Origin of the sequence: Variovorax sp. RCC_210 (assembly GCF_041355175.1) — a bacterium.
Taxonomy (GTDB): Bacteria; Pseudomonadota; Gammaproteobacteria; order Burkholderiales; family Burkholderiaceae_C; genus Variovorax.
Window position 1 is genome coordinate 30867 of sequence record NZ_JBFUPJ010000022.1, and the last position, 17426, is coordinate 48292.

At 68.2% G+C, this 17426-nt stretch carries 18 protein-coding genes; 16 read left to right on the forward strand and 2 right to left on the reverse strand.

Translation table 11 applies throughout. From position 1 onward, the window contains the following. The first annotated feature begins 237 nt into the window (after positions 1-237). The 4 genes from AB6807_RS36655 (at position 238) to AB6807_RS36670 (ending at position 3916) form a co-directional block, all read left to right on the forward strand. Positions 238-696, forward strand: a complete 459-nt coding sequence (locus AB6807_RS36655; protein ID WP_286516523.1) for a DUF4148 domain-containing protein — start codon at positions 238-240, stop codon at positions 694-696. Between the two features lie 15 nt (positions 697-711). Continuing rightward, positions 712-1527 (forward strand): alpha/beta fold hydrolase, encoded by an 816-nt coding sequence (locus tag AB6807_RS36660; RefSeq protein ID WP_371088423.1) that lies wholly within the window; start codon positions 712-714, stop codon positions 1525-1527. Between the two features lie 176 nt (positions 1528-1703). Continuing rightward, a complete protein-coding gene (locus AB6807_RS36665; protein WP_371088424.1) occupies positions 1704-2750 on the forward strand; it encodes an AraC family transcriptional regulator in 1047 nt (348 codons plus the stop codon). A 263-nt stretch (positions 2751-3013) separates the two neighbouring features. After that, positions 3014-3916 carry a hypothetical protein gene (locus AB6807_RS36670; protein ID WP_371088425.1) on the forward strand — a complete coding sequence of 301 codons (903 nt, stop codon included), beginning with the start codon at positions 3014-3016 and terminating at the stop codon, positions 3914-3916. Positions 3917-3980: 64 nt separating this feature from the next. Here AB6807_RS36670 and AB6807_RS36675 read toward each other — a convergent pair whose 3' ends face one another. Further along, positions 3981-5180: an ABC transporter substrate-binding protein gene (locus AB6807_RS36675; RefSeq protein ID WP_286516817.1), complete on the reverse strand. Its 1200-nt coding sequence runs from the start codon at positions 5178-5180 to the stop codon at positions 3981-3983. Positions 5181-5387: 207 nt separating this feature from the next. Here AB6807_RS36675 and AB6807_RS36680 point away from each other — a divergent pair, with 207 nt between their 5' ends. The 6 genes from AB6807_RS36680 to AB6807_RS36705 are packed head-to-tail and all read left to right on the forward strand — an operon-like array spanning position 5388 to position 10933. Then, positions 5388-6698, forward strand: a complete 1311-nt coding sequence (locus AB6807_RS36680; protein ID WP_371088426.1) for a dienelactone hydrolase family protein — start codon at positions 5388-5390, stop codon at positions 6696-6698. Next, the gene (locus AB6807_RS36685) at positions 6668-7657 is read left to right on the forward strand and encodes a 2Fe-2S iron-sulfur cluster-binding protein (RefSeq protein WP_371088427.1); all 990 of its coding nucleotides are present in this window, start codon (positions 6668-6670) and stop codon (positions 7655-7657) included. The genes AB6807_RS36680 and AB6807_RS36685 overlap by 31 nt, the downstream gene beginning before the upstream one ends. Before the next feature lie 24 nt (positions 7658-7681). Then, positions 7682-9067, forward strand: a complete 1386-nt coding sequence (locus AB6807_RS36690; protein ID WP_371088428.1) for an aromatic ring-hydroxylating dioxygenase subunit alpha — start codon at positions 7682-7684, stop codon at positions 9065-9067. Further along, complete coding sequence (locus AB6807_RS36695) at positions 9064-9549, forward strand: aromatic-ring-hydroxylating dioxygenase subunit beta (RefSeq protein ID WP_371088429.1); 486 nt, start codon at positions 9064-9066, stop codon at positions 9547-9549. The genes AB6807_RS36690 and AB6807_RS36695 overlap by 4 nt, the downstream gene beginning before the upstream one ends. Beyond that, entirely contained in the window at positions 9546-10139 is a 594-nt protein-coding gene (locus AB6807_RS36700) for a cysteine hydrolase family protein (RefSeq protein WP_371088430.1), read from the forward strand. The genes AB6807_RS36695 and AB6807_RS36700 overlap by 4 nt, the downstream gene beginning before the upstream one ends. Continuing rightward, the gene (locus AB6807_RS36705) at positions 10136-10933 is read left to right on the forward strand and encodes an SDR family oxidoreductase (protein ID WP_371088431.1); all 798 of its coding nucleotides are present in this window, start codon (positions 10136-10138) and stop codon (positions 10931-10933) included. Before AB6807_RS36700 ends, AB6807_RS36705 begins: the two co-directional genes overlap by 4 nt. On the opposite strand, the gene AB6807_RS36710 is transcribed toward AB6807_RS36705, so the two are convergent. Next, on the reverse strand, positions 10915-11877 hold the full coding sequence (locus tag AB6807_RS36710; RefSeq protein ID WP_371088432.1) for a LysR family transcriptional regulator: 963 nt from the start codon (positions 11875-11877) through the stop codon (positions 10915-10917). The genes AB6807_RS36705 and AB6807_RS36710 overlap by 19 nt on opposite strands. A 95-nt stretch (positions 11878-11972) precedes the next feature. Here AB6807_RS36710 and AB6807_RS36715 point away from each other — a divergent pair, with 95 nt between their 5' ends. The 6 genes from AB6807_RS36715 (at position 11973) to AB6807_RS36740 (ending at position 17367) form a co-directional block, all read left to right on the forward strand. Then, a complete protein-coding gene (locus tag AB6807_RS36715; protein ID WP_371088433.1) occupies positions 11973-13061 on the forward strand; it encodes a Bug family tripartite tricarboxylate transporter substrate binding protein in 1089 nt (362 codons plus the stop codon). Between the two features lie 24 nt (positions 13062-13085). Beyond that, the gene (locus AB6807_RS36720; RefSeq protein WP_371088434.1) at positions 13086-13769 is read left to right on the forward strand and encodes an RraA family protein; all 684 of its coding nucleotides are present in this window, start codon (positions 13086-13088) and stop codon (positions 13767-13769) included. Beyond that, positions 13766-14671, forward strand: a complete 906-nt coding sequence (locus AB6807_RS36725; RefSeq protein ID WP_371088435.1) for an amino acid ABC transporter substrate-binding protein — start codon at positions 13766-13768, stop codon at positions 14669-14671. Before AB6807_RS36720 ends, AB6807_RS36725 begins: the two co-directional genes overlap by 4 nt. 76 nt (positions 14672-14747) lie before the next feature. Continuing rightward, complete coding sequence (locus AB6807_RS36730) at positions 14748-15413, forward strand: RraA family protein (RefSeq protein ID WP_371088436.1); 666 nt, start codon at positions 14748-14750, stop codon at positions 15411-15413. A 62-nt stretch (positions 15414-15475) separates the two neighbouring features. Then, positions 15476-16141 carry an RraA family protein gene (locus AB6807_RS36735; protein ID WP_371088437.1) on the forward strand — a complete coding sequence of 222 codons (666 nt, stop codon included), beginning with the start codon at positions 15476-15478 and terminating at the stop codon, positions 16139-16141. Then, entirely contained in the window at positions 16138-17367 is a 1230-nt protein-coding gene (locus AB6807_RS36740) for a pyridoxal phosphate-dependent aminotransferase (RefSeq protein WP_371088438.1), read from the forward strand. Before AB6807_RS36735 ends, AB6807_RS36740 begins: the two co-directional genes overlap by 4 nt. Positions 17368-17426: the final 59 nt, after the last annotated feature.

Consider the following 17426-nt stretch of genomic DNA (forward strand, 5'->3'; position numbering starts at 1 on the left):
AGTCTATGCCTGCGTTCTTTCGCCAGCCTGAGCGGTGCGGCCTTCATTCCTGTTGTTTCAGCTGTAACCCAGCCTGTTTCAACCGCATCCGCGCCGCGCGCCCACGCAACGCGGCCGGCACGCGCCGACCCGACAGTAGCGACATGGGCTGCCAGGCGGCTCATGACCTCGGGACAGCGCCGGATGCATCTGCCGGCGCCAGCTCCTCACTGTTTCAGGTGCGCGAAGGAGTTACTCATGAAAAAGCTCAATGCAACGATGTTCCTCGGTTCCGCCGTGCTGGCGCTGCTGGCTTCCGCGGCCTCGGCCCAGGGCTTGACCCGGGCCCAGGTGAAGGCGCAGCTCGCCGCGGCCGAAGCCAGCGGCCAGATGACGGCCCTGTACGGCCAGGACAGCGGCTCCGCCTACCTGTCTTCGCAGTTCCGCTCCAGCGAACCGCGCAGCGAGGTGAAGGCTGAAGTGAAGGCCGCGCGCGCCGACGGCAGCCTGGGCGCGCTCGACGGCTCCGACAGCGGCTCGGCCTACCTGTCGAGCCACCTCAAGCTCACGGAGCCGCGCTCGGAGGTGAAGGCGCAGCTCGCCACCGCCGAGAAGAACGGCACGCTCGACGCGCTGTACGGCGAAGACAGCGGCTCCTTCGAGCTGGCCGCGCGCCAGGCCGCCTCGTCGCGCACGCCCGTGCTCGCCACCCGCTGAGCCCCGGAGCGCCCCATGATCAACAGACGCGCCTTCTCGGCGACCCTGGCAGGCGGCACGGCCGCGCTGCTGGCCGCATCGGCCATGTCCCAGACGCCGACGGCCTCGCAGGGCACGCGGGCCGAAGCCCGCCCCCGCCGCAACACCGGCACGCGCGTGCGCAACGTGGTGCTGGTGCATGGCGCCTACGCCGACGGCTCCTGCTGGAGCGAGGTCATCGGCCGGCTGCAGGCGGCCGGCCTGAAGGCCACCGCGGTGCAGAACCCGCTGACCTCGCTGGCAGACGACGTCGAGGCCACGCGCCGCATCCTGGCCCTGCAGGACGGGCCCACCGTGCTGGTCGGCCACTCGTGGGCCGGCATGGTCATCAGCGAGGCCGGCGTGGCGCCGGAGGTGTCGGCGCTGGTGTACGTGTCGGCGCGCGCCCCCGACGCGGGCGAAGACTTCGCGGCGCTGGCCGCGAAGTTTCCCAAGCCGCCGGCCAGCAGCGGCCTCGTCACCTCGGGCGGCTTCGCGCAACTGAGCGAAGAAGCCTTCCTGCGCGACTTTGCCGGCGACATCGATCCCGCGCAGGCCCGGGTGCTGTATGCGGTGCAGGGGCGCATTTCGACCAGCCTGTTCAGCGGGCGCACCACCGTGGCCGCCTGGCGCAGCAAGCCGAGCTGGTACCAGGTGTCCACGCACGACCGCACCATCGACCCGGAGCTGGAGCGCTTCCTGGCCAGGCGCATGAAGGCGACCACCATCGAGCTGCCCGCCAGCCACCTGGCGCTGATCTCGCACCCCAACGAGATCACCGAGCTGATCCTGGACGCCGCAGCCAACAGCTGAGCGGGGGTTACGCGACTGGCAGGTGCGGTGGCGGCATGCGGGCAAGCTTCTTGCGGCGGGGCCGTGCCGCCCGGGCAAATCCCATGGCGGCGGGCGGCGCACGGACGTAGATTCCGGCATCGACCCGCAGAGTCGCCCGAGAGTCAGTTTCCCCACCTTGATCCGCAGGAGTGTCCATGGACGCATGGTCGAGCCAGCAGCTGTCCCCCTTGTACGGGCGCGAGGTTTTCCGCTCGCGCGAGGCGGACGACACGCACGCGCGCGTGTCCCGCGAACTCAAGCCGCACCGCAGCGTGTGGGGCCGCGGCAGCGTCGACGCCGTGTTCTGCCGCGCCGAGATGAGCGCACTGTCGTTGTGCATCCTGCGCTACGGCTGCGATGTCGACATCGAGCCCGACGCGCTCGGCAACTTCGTGCTGGTGCAGATGCCGCTGCGCGGCCATGCCGACGTTCACACCGGCGGGCAGACGCTGCAGATCCACCCGGGGCAGGGCGCCGTCATTTCGGCGCACAAGCCGGTGCGCCTGCGCTGGCACGCCGACTGCGAGCAGCTCATGCTGAAGATCGAGCTCAGCCGGCTGCAAGAGGTGGCGCGCCACGCCTTCGCGCTGCGCGGCACCGACAGCGTGGGCGAGATCGATTTCGAGATGCCTTTCAGGCTCGACGACGCCGCCGGCACGCAGTGGTGCCGCATGGTCGCGAGCCTGGCGTCGCTGCTGCCGGCGAGCGACTTCGCCCATTCCGCGAACTTCGACCCGCGCTGGCTCGCGCACTGCGAGGACAACCTCATGCTCTACCTGCTGTGCCATCGGCCCAACTCGGTGCTGCAGCGGCACGCCGATGCGCGGCGCGGGTCCGAGGAAAGCAGCCTGCGGCAGCTGCGCCGGGCCGAGGAGTTCATGCGCGAGCGGCTCGACATGCCGCTGTCGCTCGAAGACGTGGCCCAGGCCGCGGACGTGACGCGCCGCGGGCTGGCATTGCTCTTCAAGCGCTACCGCGACCTGTCGCCCGGCGAGGTGCTGCGCAACATGCGCCTGGACGCCGCGCACGCGCAACTGGCGCGCAACGACGGCGCCAGCGTGACCGAGGTGGCGCTGAACTGCGGCTTCTCGCACCTGAGCCGCTTTGCCGCGTGCTATCGCGAGCGCTTCGGGCAGTTGCCGAGGGATACGTCGCGGGACACCTTGAGCGCTACGTCGCGGCTCGGGCCGGCGAGGCATTGAGCTTTCGGCCTTTCTCCGCTTCGCCGCTTTTTCGCTTTTGCGCCAAAGGTTAACTATTGCCGCGCCGAGTCAGCTGCTCGAGCTCGGCAGCGACTTCCTCTCGTCGAGCACTCCGATGCATATCTTTCGGCGCCCGCTAAGCGCGCATGAATTTCCGTGACCTAGTGCACGCGATATGAACGGATCTATATCGATCAGCTTTGTGCATGCCCGGAAAGGACAAGACCGACTCCAATAATTGAAGCTCACTTAAGGGAGTAGTCTTGCAAAAAGCAAATCACAACAATATGCCGCGCCTGCGGATGATTGCCATCGCAGCCGCGGCTGTCGTCATTTCAGCGTGCGGGGGAGGGAGCGGCGGCGGTGGGTTTCCCGTCATGCCGGCATTGGGCGCGGCGCCGCAGCCCGCACCGGCAAGCGACCCGGTACAGACGGTGGTGGACAGTTCGGCGCCTTGCTTCAATGAAGCAGACTTCCGCGAAGGAACGGTCGTGGATGTCCAGGCGCTGAAGACGGAGTCGAGCCCGGAGAGTTCGTCGTTTCGCAGGGTCAGCGTGACCGGAGGCCGCGAAGGCTTTGCTGGCGCCAATCCGGTCGCATTCAAGGTGGATCTGAAAAAATCAGACGCACCGCAGGGACTGGGAAATCCCCTCTACCAGGAAGCCAGCGAGTACAAGGAATACAAGGATCTCGTCGACGGAAGCTTTCTGCTCTATGGAAACTCCAAGACAAGCAAATACACCCTGGATCCGAAGCACGCTGCCTTGGTTGCGCCTGGTGCTGAAACGGACGTCGTCGCTTTCGATTCCCAAGCGTTTTCGCCCGCGTTTTCCTTTCCGGTCGACATGAAGCCCGGGCAGGTGGTCAGTCAACAAACCACCGTCGTTAAGACCTCGTCCACCAACGGGCGCAGCAGCCCGAGCACCTCCTTGCCGGCGACGGGAGAGTTCACTTACCACGGCCGGGAGCAGCTGGAAACGCCGATGGGAACATTCAATACGTGCAAGTTCTCGTTGAAGTTAACGATTGCTGTATCGAAGTTCACAAAAGAAAGAAGCAATGTTTTCTGGGTAGCTTTTGAAGGCCCTTATCGCGGCCAGACGCTCAAGGGAACCGATGCCAGGTCGCCCATGTTCGTGACGAAGATGAGCTACTCGCCCAAGTAACCTCGTCGGGCGGTAACTCTGTCAAGCGGACCCCTCGGGGTCCGCTTTTTCGTTTCTGGCCCGCTCAGGACTTCATCGCACACAACGCCGCGGACGTGTCCTGGTAGTTCTGCAGCACCGTGCCGATCACCTTGTTCGCGATGCGCCCGTTCGCGTCCTTGCCGATCACGCGCAGGTAGTAGTTCTGGATCGGGAAGTTGTTGGCGCCGTAGCGGAAGTCGCCGCGCACCGACTTGTAGTTCGCCGCCTTGATCGCCTTCAGCAGCGCGGGCCGGTCGGCCACCTTGCCGCCCACGTCGCGCACGGCCGCGTCCATGGCCATGAGCACGTCGTAGGCCTGGCCGGCATAGAACGACGGGTTGCGGCCGTTGTTCTGCGCCCGAAAGTCCGCCACGAAGCGCTTGTTGGCCGGGTTGTCGAGGTCGAAGGACCAGTGCGCGGTGTTGAACAGGCCCAGCATGGGCTCGCCGACGGCCGGGATCATGTCCTCGTCGGCCGAGAAGGCGGTGGAGATCAGCGCCACGTCCTTCGACAGCCCCGCGCCCACGAACTGCTTGATGAAGCTCACGCCCATGGCGCCCGGCAGGAAGAAGTAGAGCGCGTCGGGCTTCGACGCGCGAATCTGCGCCAGCTCCGCGGAGTAGTCGAGCTGGCCGAGCTTGGTGTACAGCTCGTCGCCCACGGTGCCCTTGAAGGTGCGCTTGAAGCCGTTGATGGCGTCCTTGCCGCCGGGGTAGCTGGGCGCGATGAGCGCCACCTTCTTGAACGCCTTGTCGGTGGCGAACTTGCCGGCGGCCTCGTGGTACGCGTCGTTGGGGTACGAGGCGCCGAAGAAGTACGGGTTGCAGCGCGCACCCGAGTAGTCGCTGGGCCCGGTGTTGCTCGACAGGTAGGGCACCTTGGCCGCGAACAGCGGCGGGCCCACGGCCAGCGCGACCGATGAGCCGACCGGGCCGCTGAACAGGTCGATCTTGTCGCGCAGCAGCATGCGGTCCACAGCCTGGCGGGCGGTCTCGGGATTGCCGGCGGTGTCGGCTTCCACGTACTCGACCGGCACGCCGCCGAGTTTGCCGCCCAGCTGCTTCATCGCCACGGCGAAGCCGGCCTTGGCCTCGGCGCCGCCGACGGCGAAGGGCCCCGACAGGTCCATGGCAAGGCCGACCTTCACGGTCTGCGCCTGTGCCTGTGCATGCGTGGGCAAGGCCAGCGCGCACGCCATGAGGGCGAGCGCGCCAAGGGCGGTTCTGGGGAATTCCTGCGGCATGGACATCGGAAGAAGCTCCTCGAAAGGGGACGTTGTTGAAGGTCGAAAGGAATGGGCCGGTCGGGCGAAACAGGCCGCAGTCTGTGGGCCGCGCCGGCGCGCGGCTATCCATTTCGTGCAGCACCGCCGGCTGCACGAAATGGACAGACAGGGGCGCGGGCCGGTCCACAGAATCGCCGCCGAACCCCACCACTCCAGAGACACCCGATGAGCGACCACAGCAAGAATTCCATCGACATTCCCGCCGGCGATGGCACCGGCACCTTCCGTGGCTACCTGGCCCTGCCGGCCTCGGGCCGTGGCCCCGGCATCGTGCTGTGCCAGGAAATCTTCGGCATCAACGACTACGTGCGCGAAGTGGCCGACCTCTATGCCGAAGAGGGCTACGTGGTGCTCGCGCCCGACCTGTTCTGGCGCCAGGAGCCGAACGTCGACCTGGGCTATTCGCCCGAGGAGTGGCAGCGCGCCTTCGGTTTCTTCCAGAAGTTCGACCTGGCCGCCGGCATCGCCGACGTCACGGCCAGCGTGAAGGCGCTGCGCGCGCACCCGGCCTGCACCGGCAAGGTGGGCGCGCTGGGCTTCTGCCTGGGCGGCAAGCTGGCCTACATGGCGGCCGCGCACTCGGGCGTGGACGCGGCCGTGGGCTACTACGGCGTGGGCATCGAGGGCGCGCTCGACCTGGTGCCGCGCATCGAGTGCCCCATCGCCTTGCACTTCGCCGAGCTCGACCCGTTCTGCCCGCCCGAAGCACGCGCGCAGGTGCTGGAAGCCTTTGCCAACACCCCAGGCAAGCCGGGTGCGCAGATGTACGTGTACCCCGGCGTCGACCATGCTTTCGCGCGCACCGGCGGCGAGCACTTCGACAAGCCCTCCACGCTCATGGCGCACCAGCGCTCCATGGCGCTGTTCAAGGAAGCGATCGGTCCGGTGTACGACCTGTCGGCGCTGTGGGACAAGCACTGCGAGTACGAGTTCGCCACGCGCGACGTGGTCGCGACCATGGGCACGATGGTGAGCGAGCCCTACGTCAACCACATCCCGACAATGACCGGCGGCGTGGGCGCGAAGGAGCTGTCGCGCTTCTACAAGCACCACTTCATTCCGACCACGCCGCCCGACACGCGGCTCACGCCCATCTCGCGCACCGTGGGCGCCACGCAGATCGTCGACGAAATGCTGTTCTGCTTCACCCACACGGTGGAAGTCGACTGGATGCTGCCGGGCATCGCGCCCACCGGCAAGGCGGTGGAAATTCCGCTGGTGGCCATCGTCAAGTTCCGTGGCGACAAGCTGTACCACGAGCACATCTACTGGGACCAGGCCAGCGTGCTGGTGCAGATCGGCCTGCTCGACGCCAAGGGCCTGCCTGTGGCCGGCGCTGAGACCGCGCGCAAGCTGGTGGACGAAACGCTGGCATCGAACACGCTGATGCCGCGCTGGGCGAAGTCGACCGCGCTGACCATCGCCGACCCCGCGCTGCCGCTCGGATGCACGGCGCGGGCGACATGCCGGAACTGAATCTGGATCTGCAGCTGGAGTTGGTCGTGCACGCGGTGACCGCGCTCACGCCGGCCATCAAGGCCTTCGTGCTGCGCAGCGCCAGCGGCGCGCCCTTGCCGCCGTTCACGCCCGGCGCGCATCTGAGCGTGCAGGTGATGCAGCCGAACGGTCGCAGCGGCCAGCGCGCGTACTCGCTCGCGAAGCCGCACGACGGATCGGACCGCTGCGAGATCGCGGTGCTGCACGAACCGCAGGGCGCGGGCGGCTCCGCCTGGATGCACCAGCTGGTGCAGGGCGCCCAGCTGCGCGCGCACGCGCCGCGCAACGACTTCGCGCTGCACACGGGCAGCGCCGCGCCCTTGTTGGTCGCGGGCGGCATCGGCATCACGCCGCTGCTCTGCATGGCGCGCGCACTGGCCGCTGAAGGCCGGGCCTTCGACTTCTTCTACGCCACGCGCAGCGAACAGGCCACGGCCTACATCGACGAGGTGCGCGCGCTCGGCGGCACGCTGGTGCACGACGGCGGCGACCCGTCGCGCGGGCTCGACCTGCGCGCGGTGCTCGCTTCGCCGGTGCCGGGGCGCCACCTGCATGTGTGCGGCCCGCGCGGCATGGTGCAGGCGGTGGTCGACACCGCCCGAACGCTGCGCTGGCCCGACGACCACGTGCACTTCGAGCTCTTCGCGGGTGCGCTCGAGCAGTCCGGCGACGCGCCCTTCGAGGTGCGCACGCTGCGCTCGGGCAAGACGCTGACGGTGGCGCCCGAACAAAGCCTGCTCGACGTGCTCATCGCCGCCGGGCTCGATCCGCTGTACGACTGCCGCCAGGGCGACTGCGGCGTGTGCGCCGTCGACGTGGTGCAGGGCGTGCCCGACCACCGCGACCACAACCTGAGTCCGCGCGAGAAGGCGGACGGCAAGACCATCTGCACCTGCGTGTCGCGCGCGAAGACGCCGCAGCTGGTGCTCGACATCTGACGACGCTTCAGGAGACCTACCCCCATGAATCCCGTGAATCCGATAACCCATGTGATCCCCATTGTTCCGGTCGCCTCCGCGGCCCCGATCGACGTCCAGGCGCTGGTGCAGCCCGACCGCGTGCACAAGCGCGTCTACACCGACCCCGCCATCTTCGAGCTGGAAATGGACCGCGTCTTCGGCCAGGCCTGGCTCTACGTCGGCCACGAGAGCCAGGTGCCCAACCCCGGCGACTACTTCACCACCCGCCTGGGCCGCGAGCCCGTGGTGATGCTGCGGCACACCGACGGGGAGGTGCACGTGCTGTTCAACCGCTGCCCGCACAAGGGCGCGAAGATCGTGCCCGACGGCAGCGGCAGCGCCGGCAAGTTCCTGCGCTGCCTGTACCACGGCTGGACCTTCAAGTGCGACGGCAGCCTGCTGTCGGTGCCGCTGCGCAGCGGCTACGAAGACACCGCGCTCGACCTGAAAGACCCGCAGTACGGCGTGCGCAAGGTGGCGCGCGTGGCCACGCACCGCGGCTTCGTGTTCGCGAGCCTGTCGAAGGAGGGGCCGGCGCTGAAAGACTTCCTGGGCGGCGTGGCCACCTCGCTCGACAACTTCTGCGACCGCGCGCCCGACGGCGAAGTGGAAGTGGCCGGCGGCGTGCAGCGCGTGATCCAGCGCAACAACTGGAAGATCTTCTTCGAGAACCTGCACGACACCATCCACGCCGTGGCCACGCACGAGTCGTCGTGGCGCGCCGCCAAGGAAGAGTACGCGGCCATGCCCGCCGGCACGCCCAAGCCCTTCGAGGTGGTGATCGTCGACGGCAACGGCGAGCCGCTCGATTTCTGGGAGAAGCTGGAGTTGAAGGGCTACGACAACGGCCACGGCTTCATGGAAGGCATCTTCGTGCCGCCGACCGACCCGGTGAGCCTGGCCTACGTGGCGTCGCTGGAGGCCGCGCAAGGCGCCGAGCGCGCCGATGCCATCCTGCGCGTGAACCGCCACAACACCATCGTGTACCCGAGCTGCTCGCCGCACACCTCGTTCCAGCAGATTCGCGTGATACGGCCGCTGTCGGTGGACCGCACGCTGGTCGAGATCTTCAGCTTCCGGCTGAAGGGCGCGCCGGAGGCCACCTTCCAGCGCACGCTGAAGTACACCAACATCGTCAACTCGCCCTCGTCCAACGTGATGCCCGACGACCTGGAGGCCTACAACCGTGTGCAGGAAGGCCTGGGCTCCGACGGCGGCGACTGGGTGAGCATGCACCGCGCGGCCGGCCGCGACCAGCCGCTGCCGGGCGGCCGCGCCTCCAACGGCAACAGCGAGATGCCGTCGCGCAACATGTTCGCGGCGTGGGCGTCTTACATGGGCGCGAACGTGGACGCGGATGCGCATGTGCAAGCGGGAGACAAGGCATGAACTTCACCGACTGGCAAGAGCAGCAGCACATCACGCAGTTCCTGCACCACGAGGCGCGCCTGCTCGACGAGCACCGCTGGGACGAGTGGCAGAAGCTCTTCACGCCCGACGGCCTGTACTGGGTGCCGCTGGTGCACGGGCAGGCCGACCACCTCAACCATGCCTCGCTGTTCTGCGAAGACGCGCTGCTGCGCTCGATGCGCGCGCGGCGGCTCGACCAGGCGCGGGCCTACTCGCAGCAGCCGGTGACGCGCACCGTGCATGTGCTGGGCAACATCGGCCTCGAATCGCGCGACGAGGCGGGCTGCGTGGTGCGCTCCACCTTCATGCTGCTGGAGTGGCGCAAGACCGAGCAGCGCGTCTTCGGCGGCAGCGTGCTGCACACGCTGCGAAAGCACGAAGAGGGCTTTCTCATCCAGACCAAGCGCATCGATCTCGTCAACTGCGACGCGCCGCACGAAGCCCTGCAGGTGTTCATGTGAAGGCCGCGCTGCTGGCCATGCACTACCAGAACGACGTGCTGCACGCCGACGGCAAGGTGCGCGTGGGCGTGGCCGCCGACGACCCGGCGCGCCCGCGCCTCATCGCCTCCGCAGCGCGGCTGATCGCGGCGGCGCGCGCCAACGGCGTGCCGGTGATCTTCGTGCGCATCGCCTTCGCGCCGGACTACGCGGACTGCCTGCGCAACTGCACGCTGTTCCGCCGCGTGGCCGAGACCGGCGCGGTGCAGGAGGGCAGCTGGGGCGCGGAATTCTTCAGCGAGCTGGCGCCGCTGCCGGGCGAGGCCGTGGTCACCCACAAGCGCAACAACCCCTTCTGGCAGAGCGGGCTCGACGAGGCGGTGCGCGCCACCGGCGCGGGCCGGCTGTACGTGGCGGGCATTGCGACCAACCACGTGGTCGAGCACGGCGCGCGGCACGCGAGCGACCTGGGCTACAGCGTGGCCGTGGTGGCCGACGCCTGCAACACCGCGCAGGCGCACCTTCATGCGGCCAGCCTGGAGAATCTGGCCATGCTCGCGGACGTGATTCAGGTCGAAGACGCCGTCGCGCAAATGAAGGGTACGCAATGAACATGCAAGACAAGGTCGCCGTCGTCACCGGCGCGGCCGCCATGCTGGGCAGCGCCATCGTCCGCGCCTTCGTGCAGGCGGGCGCCCGGGTGATCGCGGTGGATATCGACCTGCCGCGCGGCCAGGCGCTGGCGGCCGAGCTGGGCGCGCGCTGCCGCTTCGCGGCCTGCGACATCGCCTCCGACGACGCGCTCGACGCGCTGGTGGCAGAGGCGTTGCGCACCGAGGGCCGCATCGACTTCCTCGTCAACAACGCCGTGGTCTACGGCGACGGCGGGCTGGACGCCGCGCGCGGCGAATGGCTGGCCGCGCTGAACGTCAACCTCGTTTCCGGCGCGATGCTGGTGCAGAAGACCGCCGACGCGCTCGCCGCGCAGCGCGGCGGCATCGTGAACATGGGCAGCGTGGGCGGCAAGTTCGGCGCGGCGGGCAGGGCGCTGTACCCGGCGGCCAAGGCCGCCATCCTGCAGCTCACGCGCAACCAGGCCGCCACCCTGGCGCCGCGCGGCGTGCGGGTGAACTCGGTGTCGCCGGGCTGGACCTGGTCGGACGCGCTCTCGCGCATGGCCGGCGGCGACCGCGCGCTGGCCGACCGCGTCGGCACGCCGATGCATCCGCTGGGCCGCGTGGGCGACGGCGACGACGTGGCGCAGGTGGTGCTCTTCCTGTGCTCGGACGCCGCGCGCTTCGTGACCGGGGCCGACATTCCGGTCGATGGCGGCTACTCGATGCTGGGGCCCGACCAGGGGCGCTCGGCCGGCGGGTGGTTCGCGCCTCAGGACGCCGGCGGCTGACCCATTTCCATCGAGGTGGAGGTAGCGGTCGAGGTCGAGGCCGAGGTCGAGGTCGCGGTCGAAGTGGCGATGGCGACGATGCGCTGGACCATCGGGTCCTGCGTCCTGGCGCTCCATGCGACCGCGATGGTGACGATGTCGACCTGCTCCTTCAACGGCTTCACGGCGACCCGCTCGCCGCCCAGGTTCTGCAGCCCCAGCGGCACCAGCGCAATGCCCTGGCTGCAGCCCACCATCGCGATCTGCGAGGTGACCGAGCGGGCTTCATGCAGGATGCGCGGCGTGAAGCCATGCGAGCGGCAGGCGGCGATGATGCCGTCGAAAAACGTCGGGCTCACCGCCCTCGGGAACATGATGAATTCCTCGCCCGCGAGGTCGTGCAGCGAAACGACCTCCCGCGCGGCCAGCGCGTGCCATCGCGGCAGGGCCACGCCGAGCCGCTCCGTGAGCAACGGCAGCGCATCGATGCCCTGCTGCGCGCCGCCTTCGATGCGCGCGAAGGCCACGTCGATCACGCCTTCTTCCAGCGCCACCAGGGCCTCGGCGCTGTCGATCTCGACGACCGAGATGCTCGCGTCGGGTACTTCGGCCTTCAGCTTTTCGATCACGGCGGGCAACGGGCTGGCCATTGCCGTGGTGATGGCGCCGATGGTGACCATGCGGCCCCGGCCCAGCAAGGCCTCCTGCACCGCGACCTCGACGCGGTCCATCTGCAGCACCAGCCGCTGCACGGCCGGGAGAATGGCCGCGCCCTCCGCGGTGAGCTGAACGCCCCTGCTGGAGCGCTCGAACAGCTTCACCTTCAGCGCCGCCTCCAGCACCTGGATCTGCTCGGTCAGCGGCGGCTGGGACATGCCCAGCCGGGCGGCCGCGCGACGGAAGTGCCGTTCTTCCGCGACCACCGAGAAGAGGTACAGGTGCTTGAGCAGGCGGAAGTTGATCATTGATAGGTCAAGCGTATCAAAGTCTTCCTATTTTGCGAATAGACGTATCGCGCGGGCCCCGGGAACATCGCCTCACTCCCACCTGAGTGAACGCAATGAACGACGCAACGATGGTCACCGCCGCGGGGCAGTCCGGGTCGCCCCGGCTGCTGCCAATCGAACCGGCAAGCCTGCTCAGCCCGTGGCCGGGCACCCGGTTGCGGCGCGGCGTGGCGATGCTGTGCTTCCTTTTCCTGTTCCTGTTCCTCGCCATCTCCGGCAGCGCCCACGCGGCAGAGGACACCAGCTACCCGGACAAACCCATCCGTCTGGTGGTTCCCTACCCCGCGGGCGGCGCGGCCGACATGGTCGCCCGGCCGTTCGCGATCTTGCTGGCGGAAAAGCTGGGCCAGCCGGTGGTCGTCGACAACAAGCCCGGCGCGTCCGGAAACATCGGCACCGTCGATGTCATGCGCGCCAGGCCGGACGGCTACACGCTGCTGTTCAACCCGTCGGCGCACGTCATCAACCCCGAGGTCTTCGACAAGGCACCCTACCGGGCGCTCGAAGACTTCACCGCCATCAGCCAGGTGGCCAGGAGCCCGCTGGTCCTCATGGTGAGCCCCGCCTTGCCCGTGAAGTCGCTGCTGGATTTCGCCCAGCTGGCCCGCGCCAGGCCGAAGGAAGTCAGCTTTGCCACCTCCGTCATCGGCTCGGCCAGCCACCTGGCCGAAGAGCTGTTCAACCGCATCGTGAAGGTCGATTTGCTGATCGTTCCCTACAAGGGAAACGCCCCCGCGCTCAACGACCTGATGGGGGGCCAGGTGTCCGCCATGTTCGATCCCGCGGTCACGGCGGTGCCCCTGGCCAAGGCGGGCCGCGTCAAGGCGCTGGCGGTCACCGGCAAGCGCCGGCTGCGTTCGGCGCCCGAGATTCCGACGACCCAGGAGGCCGGCATCGAAGGCCTCGAGTTCTACACCTGGTACGGGCTGTGGGCGCCCAAGGGCCTGCCAGAGCCTGTCGCCGGCAAGCTCGAATCGGCCGCCCGGCAAATCGCAGCAGACCCGAAGTTCGTCTCCGGCATGGACGACAAGGGCCTGGAGGCCGTCGGCTCCGGCAGCGAGGCGTTCGCCTCGCTCATCAAGACGGAGGTGCAGCTGTACCGCGCGATCGCCAGGCAATCGAGCATCCACGTCACCAACTGAACCCCACCGGACCCCATTCATCTCATGACCACTGCCAACACCGACGCCCAACGCCTTTCGCGCCTCGTCGAGCTCGACACCAACACCGTGTCCGACGCGCTGGACTTCCTCGAACTGCCCGGCGCGACGCTCGGGCTGCGCCCGCTGTGGCAGTGCCCGAAGATCGTCGGGCGCGCGTCCACCATCCAGCTCGCGCCCAAGCAGGCCGACAGCGGGCTCACGGTGCACCCGATCACCAGCGTGATTGCGCAGAGCGTGGGCGACGACCGCATCCTCGTCATCGCCGGCGGCATCGAGGGGGTTTCGTGCTGGGGCGACATCGTCGCCAACGCCGCGGCCATGAAGCACATCCGCGGCACCGTGATCGACGGCTTCAGCCGCGACATCGAAGGCAGCGAGCAGATCGGCTACCCGGTGTACGGCCGCGGCGTCACCATGGTCAGCGCGCGCAACCGCCTGGTGCAGACGGGCTCGGGAGAGCCCGTGGTCGTCGCGGGCGTCAGGGTGGCGCAGGACGACTTCGTCATCGCCGACCGCTGCGGCTCGGTGTTCGTGCCGGCCGCGCGCATCGACGAGGTGCTCGACATCGCGCAGCGCACCGCCGCGAAGCAGGCCGGCATGGTGTCGCGGGTGCGCGCGGGCCAGTCAGTGGCCGAGGCCATGCACGACAGGAACTTTGCGGCCGTGATGGAAGAACGCCAATCATGAAGACCATCGCAACCCTCCTGGCGGCCATGCTGGCGCTGGCGGCAGCCTCGGTCGACGCCTCCGCCCAGACCCTGGAGCGCATCCGGAGCACGGGCGTCGTCACCCTCGGCGTGCGGGACAGCTCGCTGCCGATGTCCTATGTGCTCGGCAGCAGCCAGGCCGTGGGCTTCCAGGTCGACATCTGCCAGCAGATCGTCGGCGCCATCCGCAAGCGGCTGAACCTGCCGAAGCTCGAGGTCCGCTACCAGGTCGTCACCTCGCAGAACCGGGTGCCGCTGGTGAAGAACGGCTCGGTCGACCTGGAGTGCGGCTCGACCACCAACAACCAGGCCCGCCAGCAGGACGTCGCCTTCGCACTGACCACCTACATCGAAGAGGTGCGCATGGCGGTGCGGGCGTCGTCGAACATCCGCTCGATCAAGGACCTCGACGGCAAGACCGTGGTCGCGACCACGGGCACGACCTCGGTGCAGCACCTGCGGCGCAACAGCCGCGCGGCCGGGTTGAAGATCAACGAGGTCCTGGGCAAGGACCACGCCGAGAGCTTCCTGATCCTCGAGTCGGGCAAGGCCGACGCATGGGTGATCGACGCGGGCCTGCTCAACGCATCCATCGCGAACTCGCGCAACCCGGCCGATTTCGCCGTCGTGGGCGAGGTGCTGAACACCGAGCCCCTGGCCATCATGATGAGCAAGGACGACACGCCCCTGAAGTCGCTGGCCGACGAGACCATTCGCGAAATGATGCGCTCCGGGGAGATGAAGGCGCTGTGGAACAAGTGGTACAGCCAGCCCATTCCACCGCGCAATGTGCGGCTGAACATGGAGCCGCCGGCCACGCTGCAGCAGCTCTGGCAGAGCCCCAACGACCTGCCGATGGAAAGCTACGCGGGCGCGAAGTGAACCGTTGGCGGCCTGAACCCATGCAGGCCCATGCAGCAAGCTTCATCTTCCCTTTAAAGACTTTGCGAGAACAACCTTGACCCACCCGAACTCCGACCTGGGGCCGGTTCCCACGCTGGCGCCCAAGGCGCTGACCGACGCGCTGGCGTCTGTCGTCACGCCGCACATCAGCGACAACCTGCGGCGCATGTCCGGCATCGGTGGCCTGCAGCGCTTCAACCGTGCGCGCAAGCTCGTCGGCACGGCCTACACCATCAAGGCGCGGCCGGGAGACAACCTGCTCATCTACCGCGCGCTGAAAGAAATCGAGCCAGGGCACGTGCTCGTCATCGACGGCGGCGGCGATCCGAACAACGCGCTGGTCGGTGAACTCATCATGCTGTACGCGCTGCAACGCGGCTGCGCTGGCTTCGTGATCGATGGCGCGATCCGCGACGTGCGCGCGTTCTTCGAGGCCGACTTTCCCTGCTACGCGCGCAGCAACACCCACCGCGGGCCCTACAAGCTGGGCCCCGGCGCGACCAACCGCGACGTGACCGTGGGCGGCCAGGTCGTGCACCCGGGCGACGTGGTCGTGGGCGACGAAGACGGTGTCGTCAGCTTCGATCCCGCAGACGGAGAACGGCTGCTCGCGGCCATTGCGCAGACCGCGCGGACCGAAGACGCGATCAAGGCGGAAATTGCCACCGGGCGCAAGGAACAGGCCTGGCTCGACAGGACGCTGGCGGCGCACGGCCTCTAGGGCTTTCATCGCGCGCAAGACACAGCAACACACCGCAAGAACACTCACAGGAAGCACATCGCATGCAGCAAGAAGACAAAGAACTCGTGGCCTTGTTCGAAGGCCTCGACACCCCCGGCGTATCGGACGCGATGGACAAGCTGGGCCTGCCGGGCCATTGCTTCGGCATCATGCCGCTGGACAACTACGCCGGCGTGGTCGTGGGCCCGGCGTTCACGGTGAAGTACGTGGCGGCCAGCACACCCGCGGGCTCCGTCGGCGACTTCATCGACGACGTTGCAGCGGGCGATGTGCTGGTGATCGACAACGACGGGCGTACCGACTGCACGGTGTGGGGCGACATCATGACCCAGTACGCGGGCAGCAGGCAGATTGCCGCCACCGTGATCGACGGCGTCTGCCGTGACGTGTCCCGGGCGCTGGCCGACCGCTATCCGTTGTTCACGCGCGGGCGTTTCATGCGCACCGGCAAGGACCGCGTGCAGGTCGAAGGCGTGAACGTGCCGGTGTCCATCGGCAAGGCGCGCGTCGTCGCCAGGGACATCGTCGTGGCGGACGCCAACGGCGTGCTGGTGGTGCCGCGCGTGCGGGCGCAAGAGGTGGCGGCGCTCGCGAGAAAGATCGAAGCCGCCGAGTCGCAGATCCGCGCGCAGATCGAACAGGGCAAGACGCTGGGCGAAGCGCGCGCGGCCATGGGCTACCACACGCTGCAGAGGAAGGCGCAATGAGCGACGGCCGCGCGAGTTCGCCCATCGAGCGATTGAACGTCCATCTCGCCGCGGCCCGCCCGTCGGCCACCTACAGGATGATGGACCGCGTGGCGGCGCGACGTGCGGAGGGTGCGGCGGTCATTTCGCTTTCCGCCGGCGAGCCGGACTTCGACACCCCCACGCACATCTGCGATGCGGCGGTGAGCGCCATTCGCGCCGGGCACACGCGCTACACGCAGGTCGCGGGCATGCGGCCGCTCAGGGAGGCCGTCGCGCAGAAGTTCCGGCGCGAGAACGGGCTCGACGTGGGCTGGCAGGACACCATCGTCTGCTCGGGCGGCAAGCAGGTGATCTTCAATGCGCTCGCGGCGACGCTGAACGAAGGCGACGAGGTGATCGTGCCGGCGCCCTACTGGGTGAGCTACCCCGAGATCGTGCAGCTCTGCGGTGCCAGGCCGGTCACGGTCCATTGCGGCAGCGACACGGGTTTCAAGCTGACGCCCGACGCGCTGCACCGGGCCATCACGCCGCGCACGCGCTGGCTGATCCTGAATTCCCCCAGCAACCCGACCGGCGCCGTGTATGCGCTCGCGGAACTGCGCGCCCTTGCCGAGGTGCTGCTGCGCCACCCGCACGTGCTGGTGCTGGCGGACGACATCTACGAGCACCTGGTCTTCGACGGCCTGGCATTCCACACCCTGGCGCAAGCCGAGCCGCGCATCGCGCACCGCACGCTGACGATGAACGGCGTGTCGAAGGCCTACGCCATGACCGGCTGGCGCATCGGCTTCGCCACGGGCCCGCGTTGGCTGCTCGATGCCATGGAGAAATTGCAGGGCCAGCAGACCTCGGGCGCCAGTTCGGTCTCGCAGCACGCGGCGCTCGCGGCGCTGAACGGGCCGCAGGAATTCATCGCGCGGTCGCGGGCCACCTTCGAGCAGCGGCGCGACTTTCTCGTCGCGTCGCTGAACGAGGCGCCGGGGCTGAAGTGCGAAAAGCCGTCCGGCGCGTTCTATGCCTTCGTCTCGTGCGAAGGCTTGCTCGGGAAGAGGACGGCCGCGGGCACGTTGCTGCAAGGCGATGAAGACGTTGCCGGCGCGTTGCTCGAAGAGGCGAATGTCGCCGTCGTTCAGGGCAGTGCTTTCGGACTGGCGCCTTATTTTCGGATTGCTTATGCGCTGGACAGCGCGTCGCTGGCTGCCGCTTGCGCGGCCATCCATCGGTTCTGTCGCGAAGTTGGTTGAGCGGGCACCACATTTCGCGATTCCTTGGATGCGATGCGCCGGCCCATGTCCGGCATTCG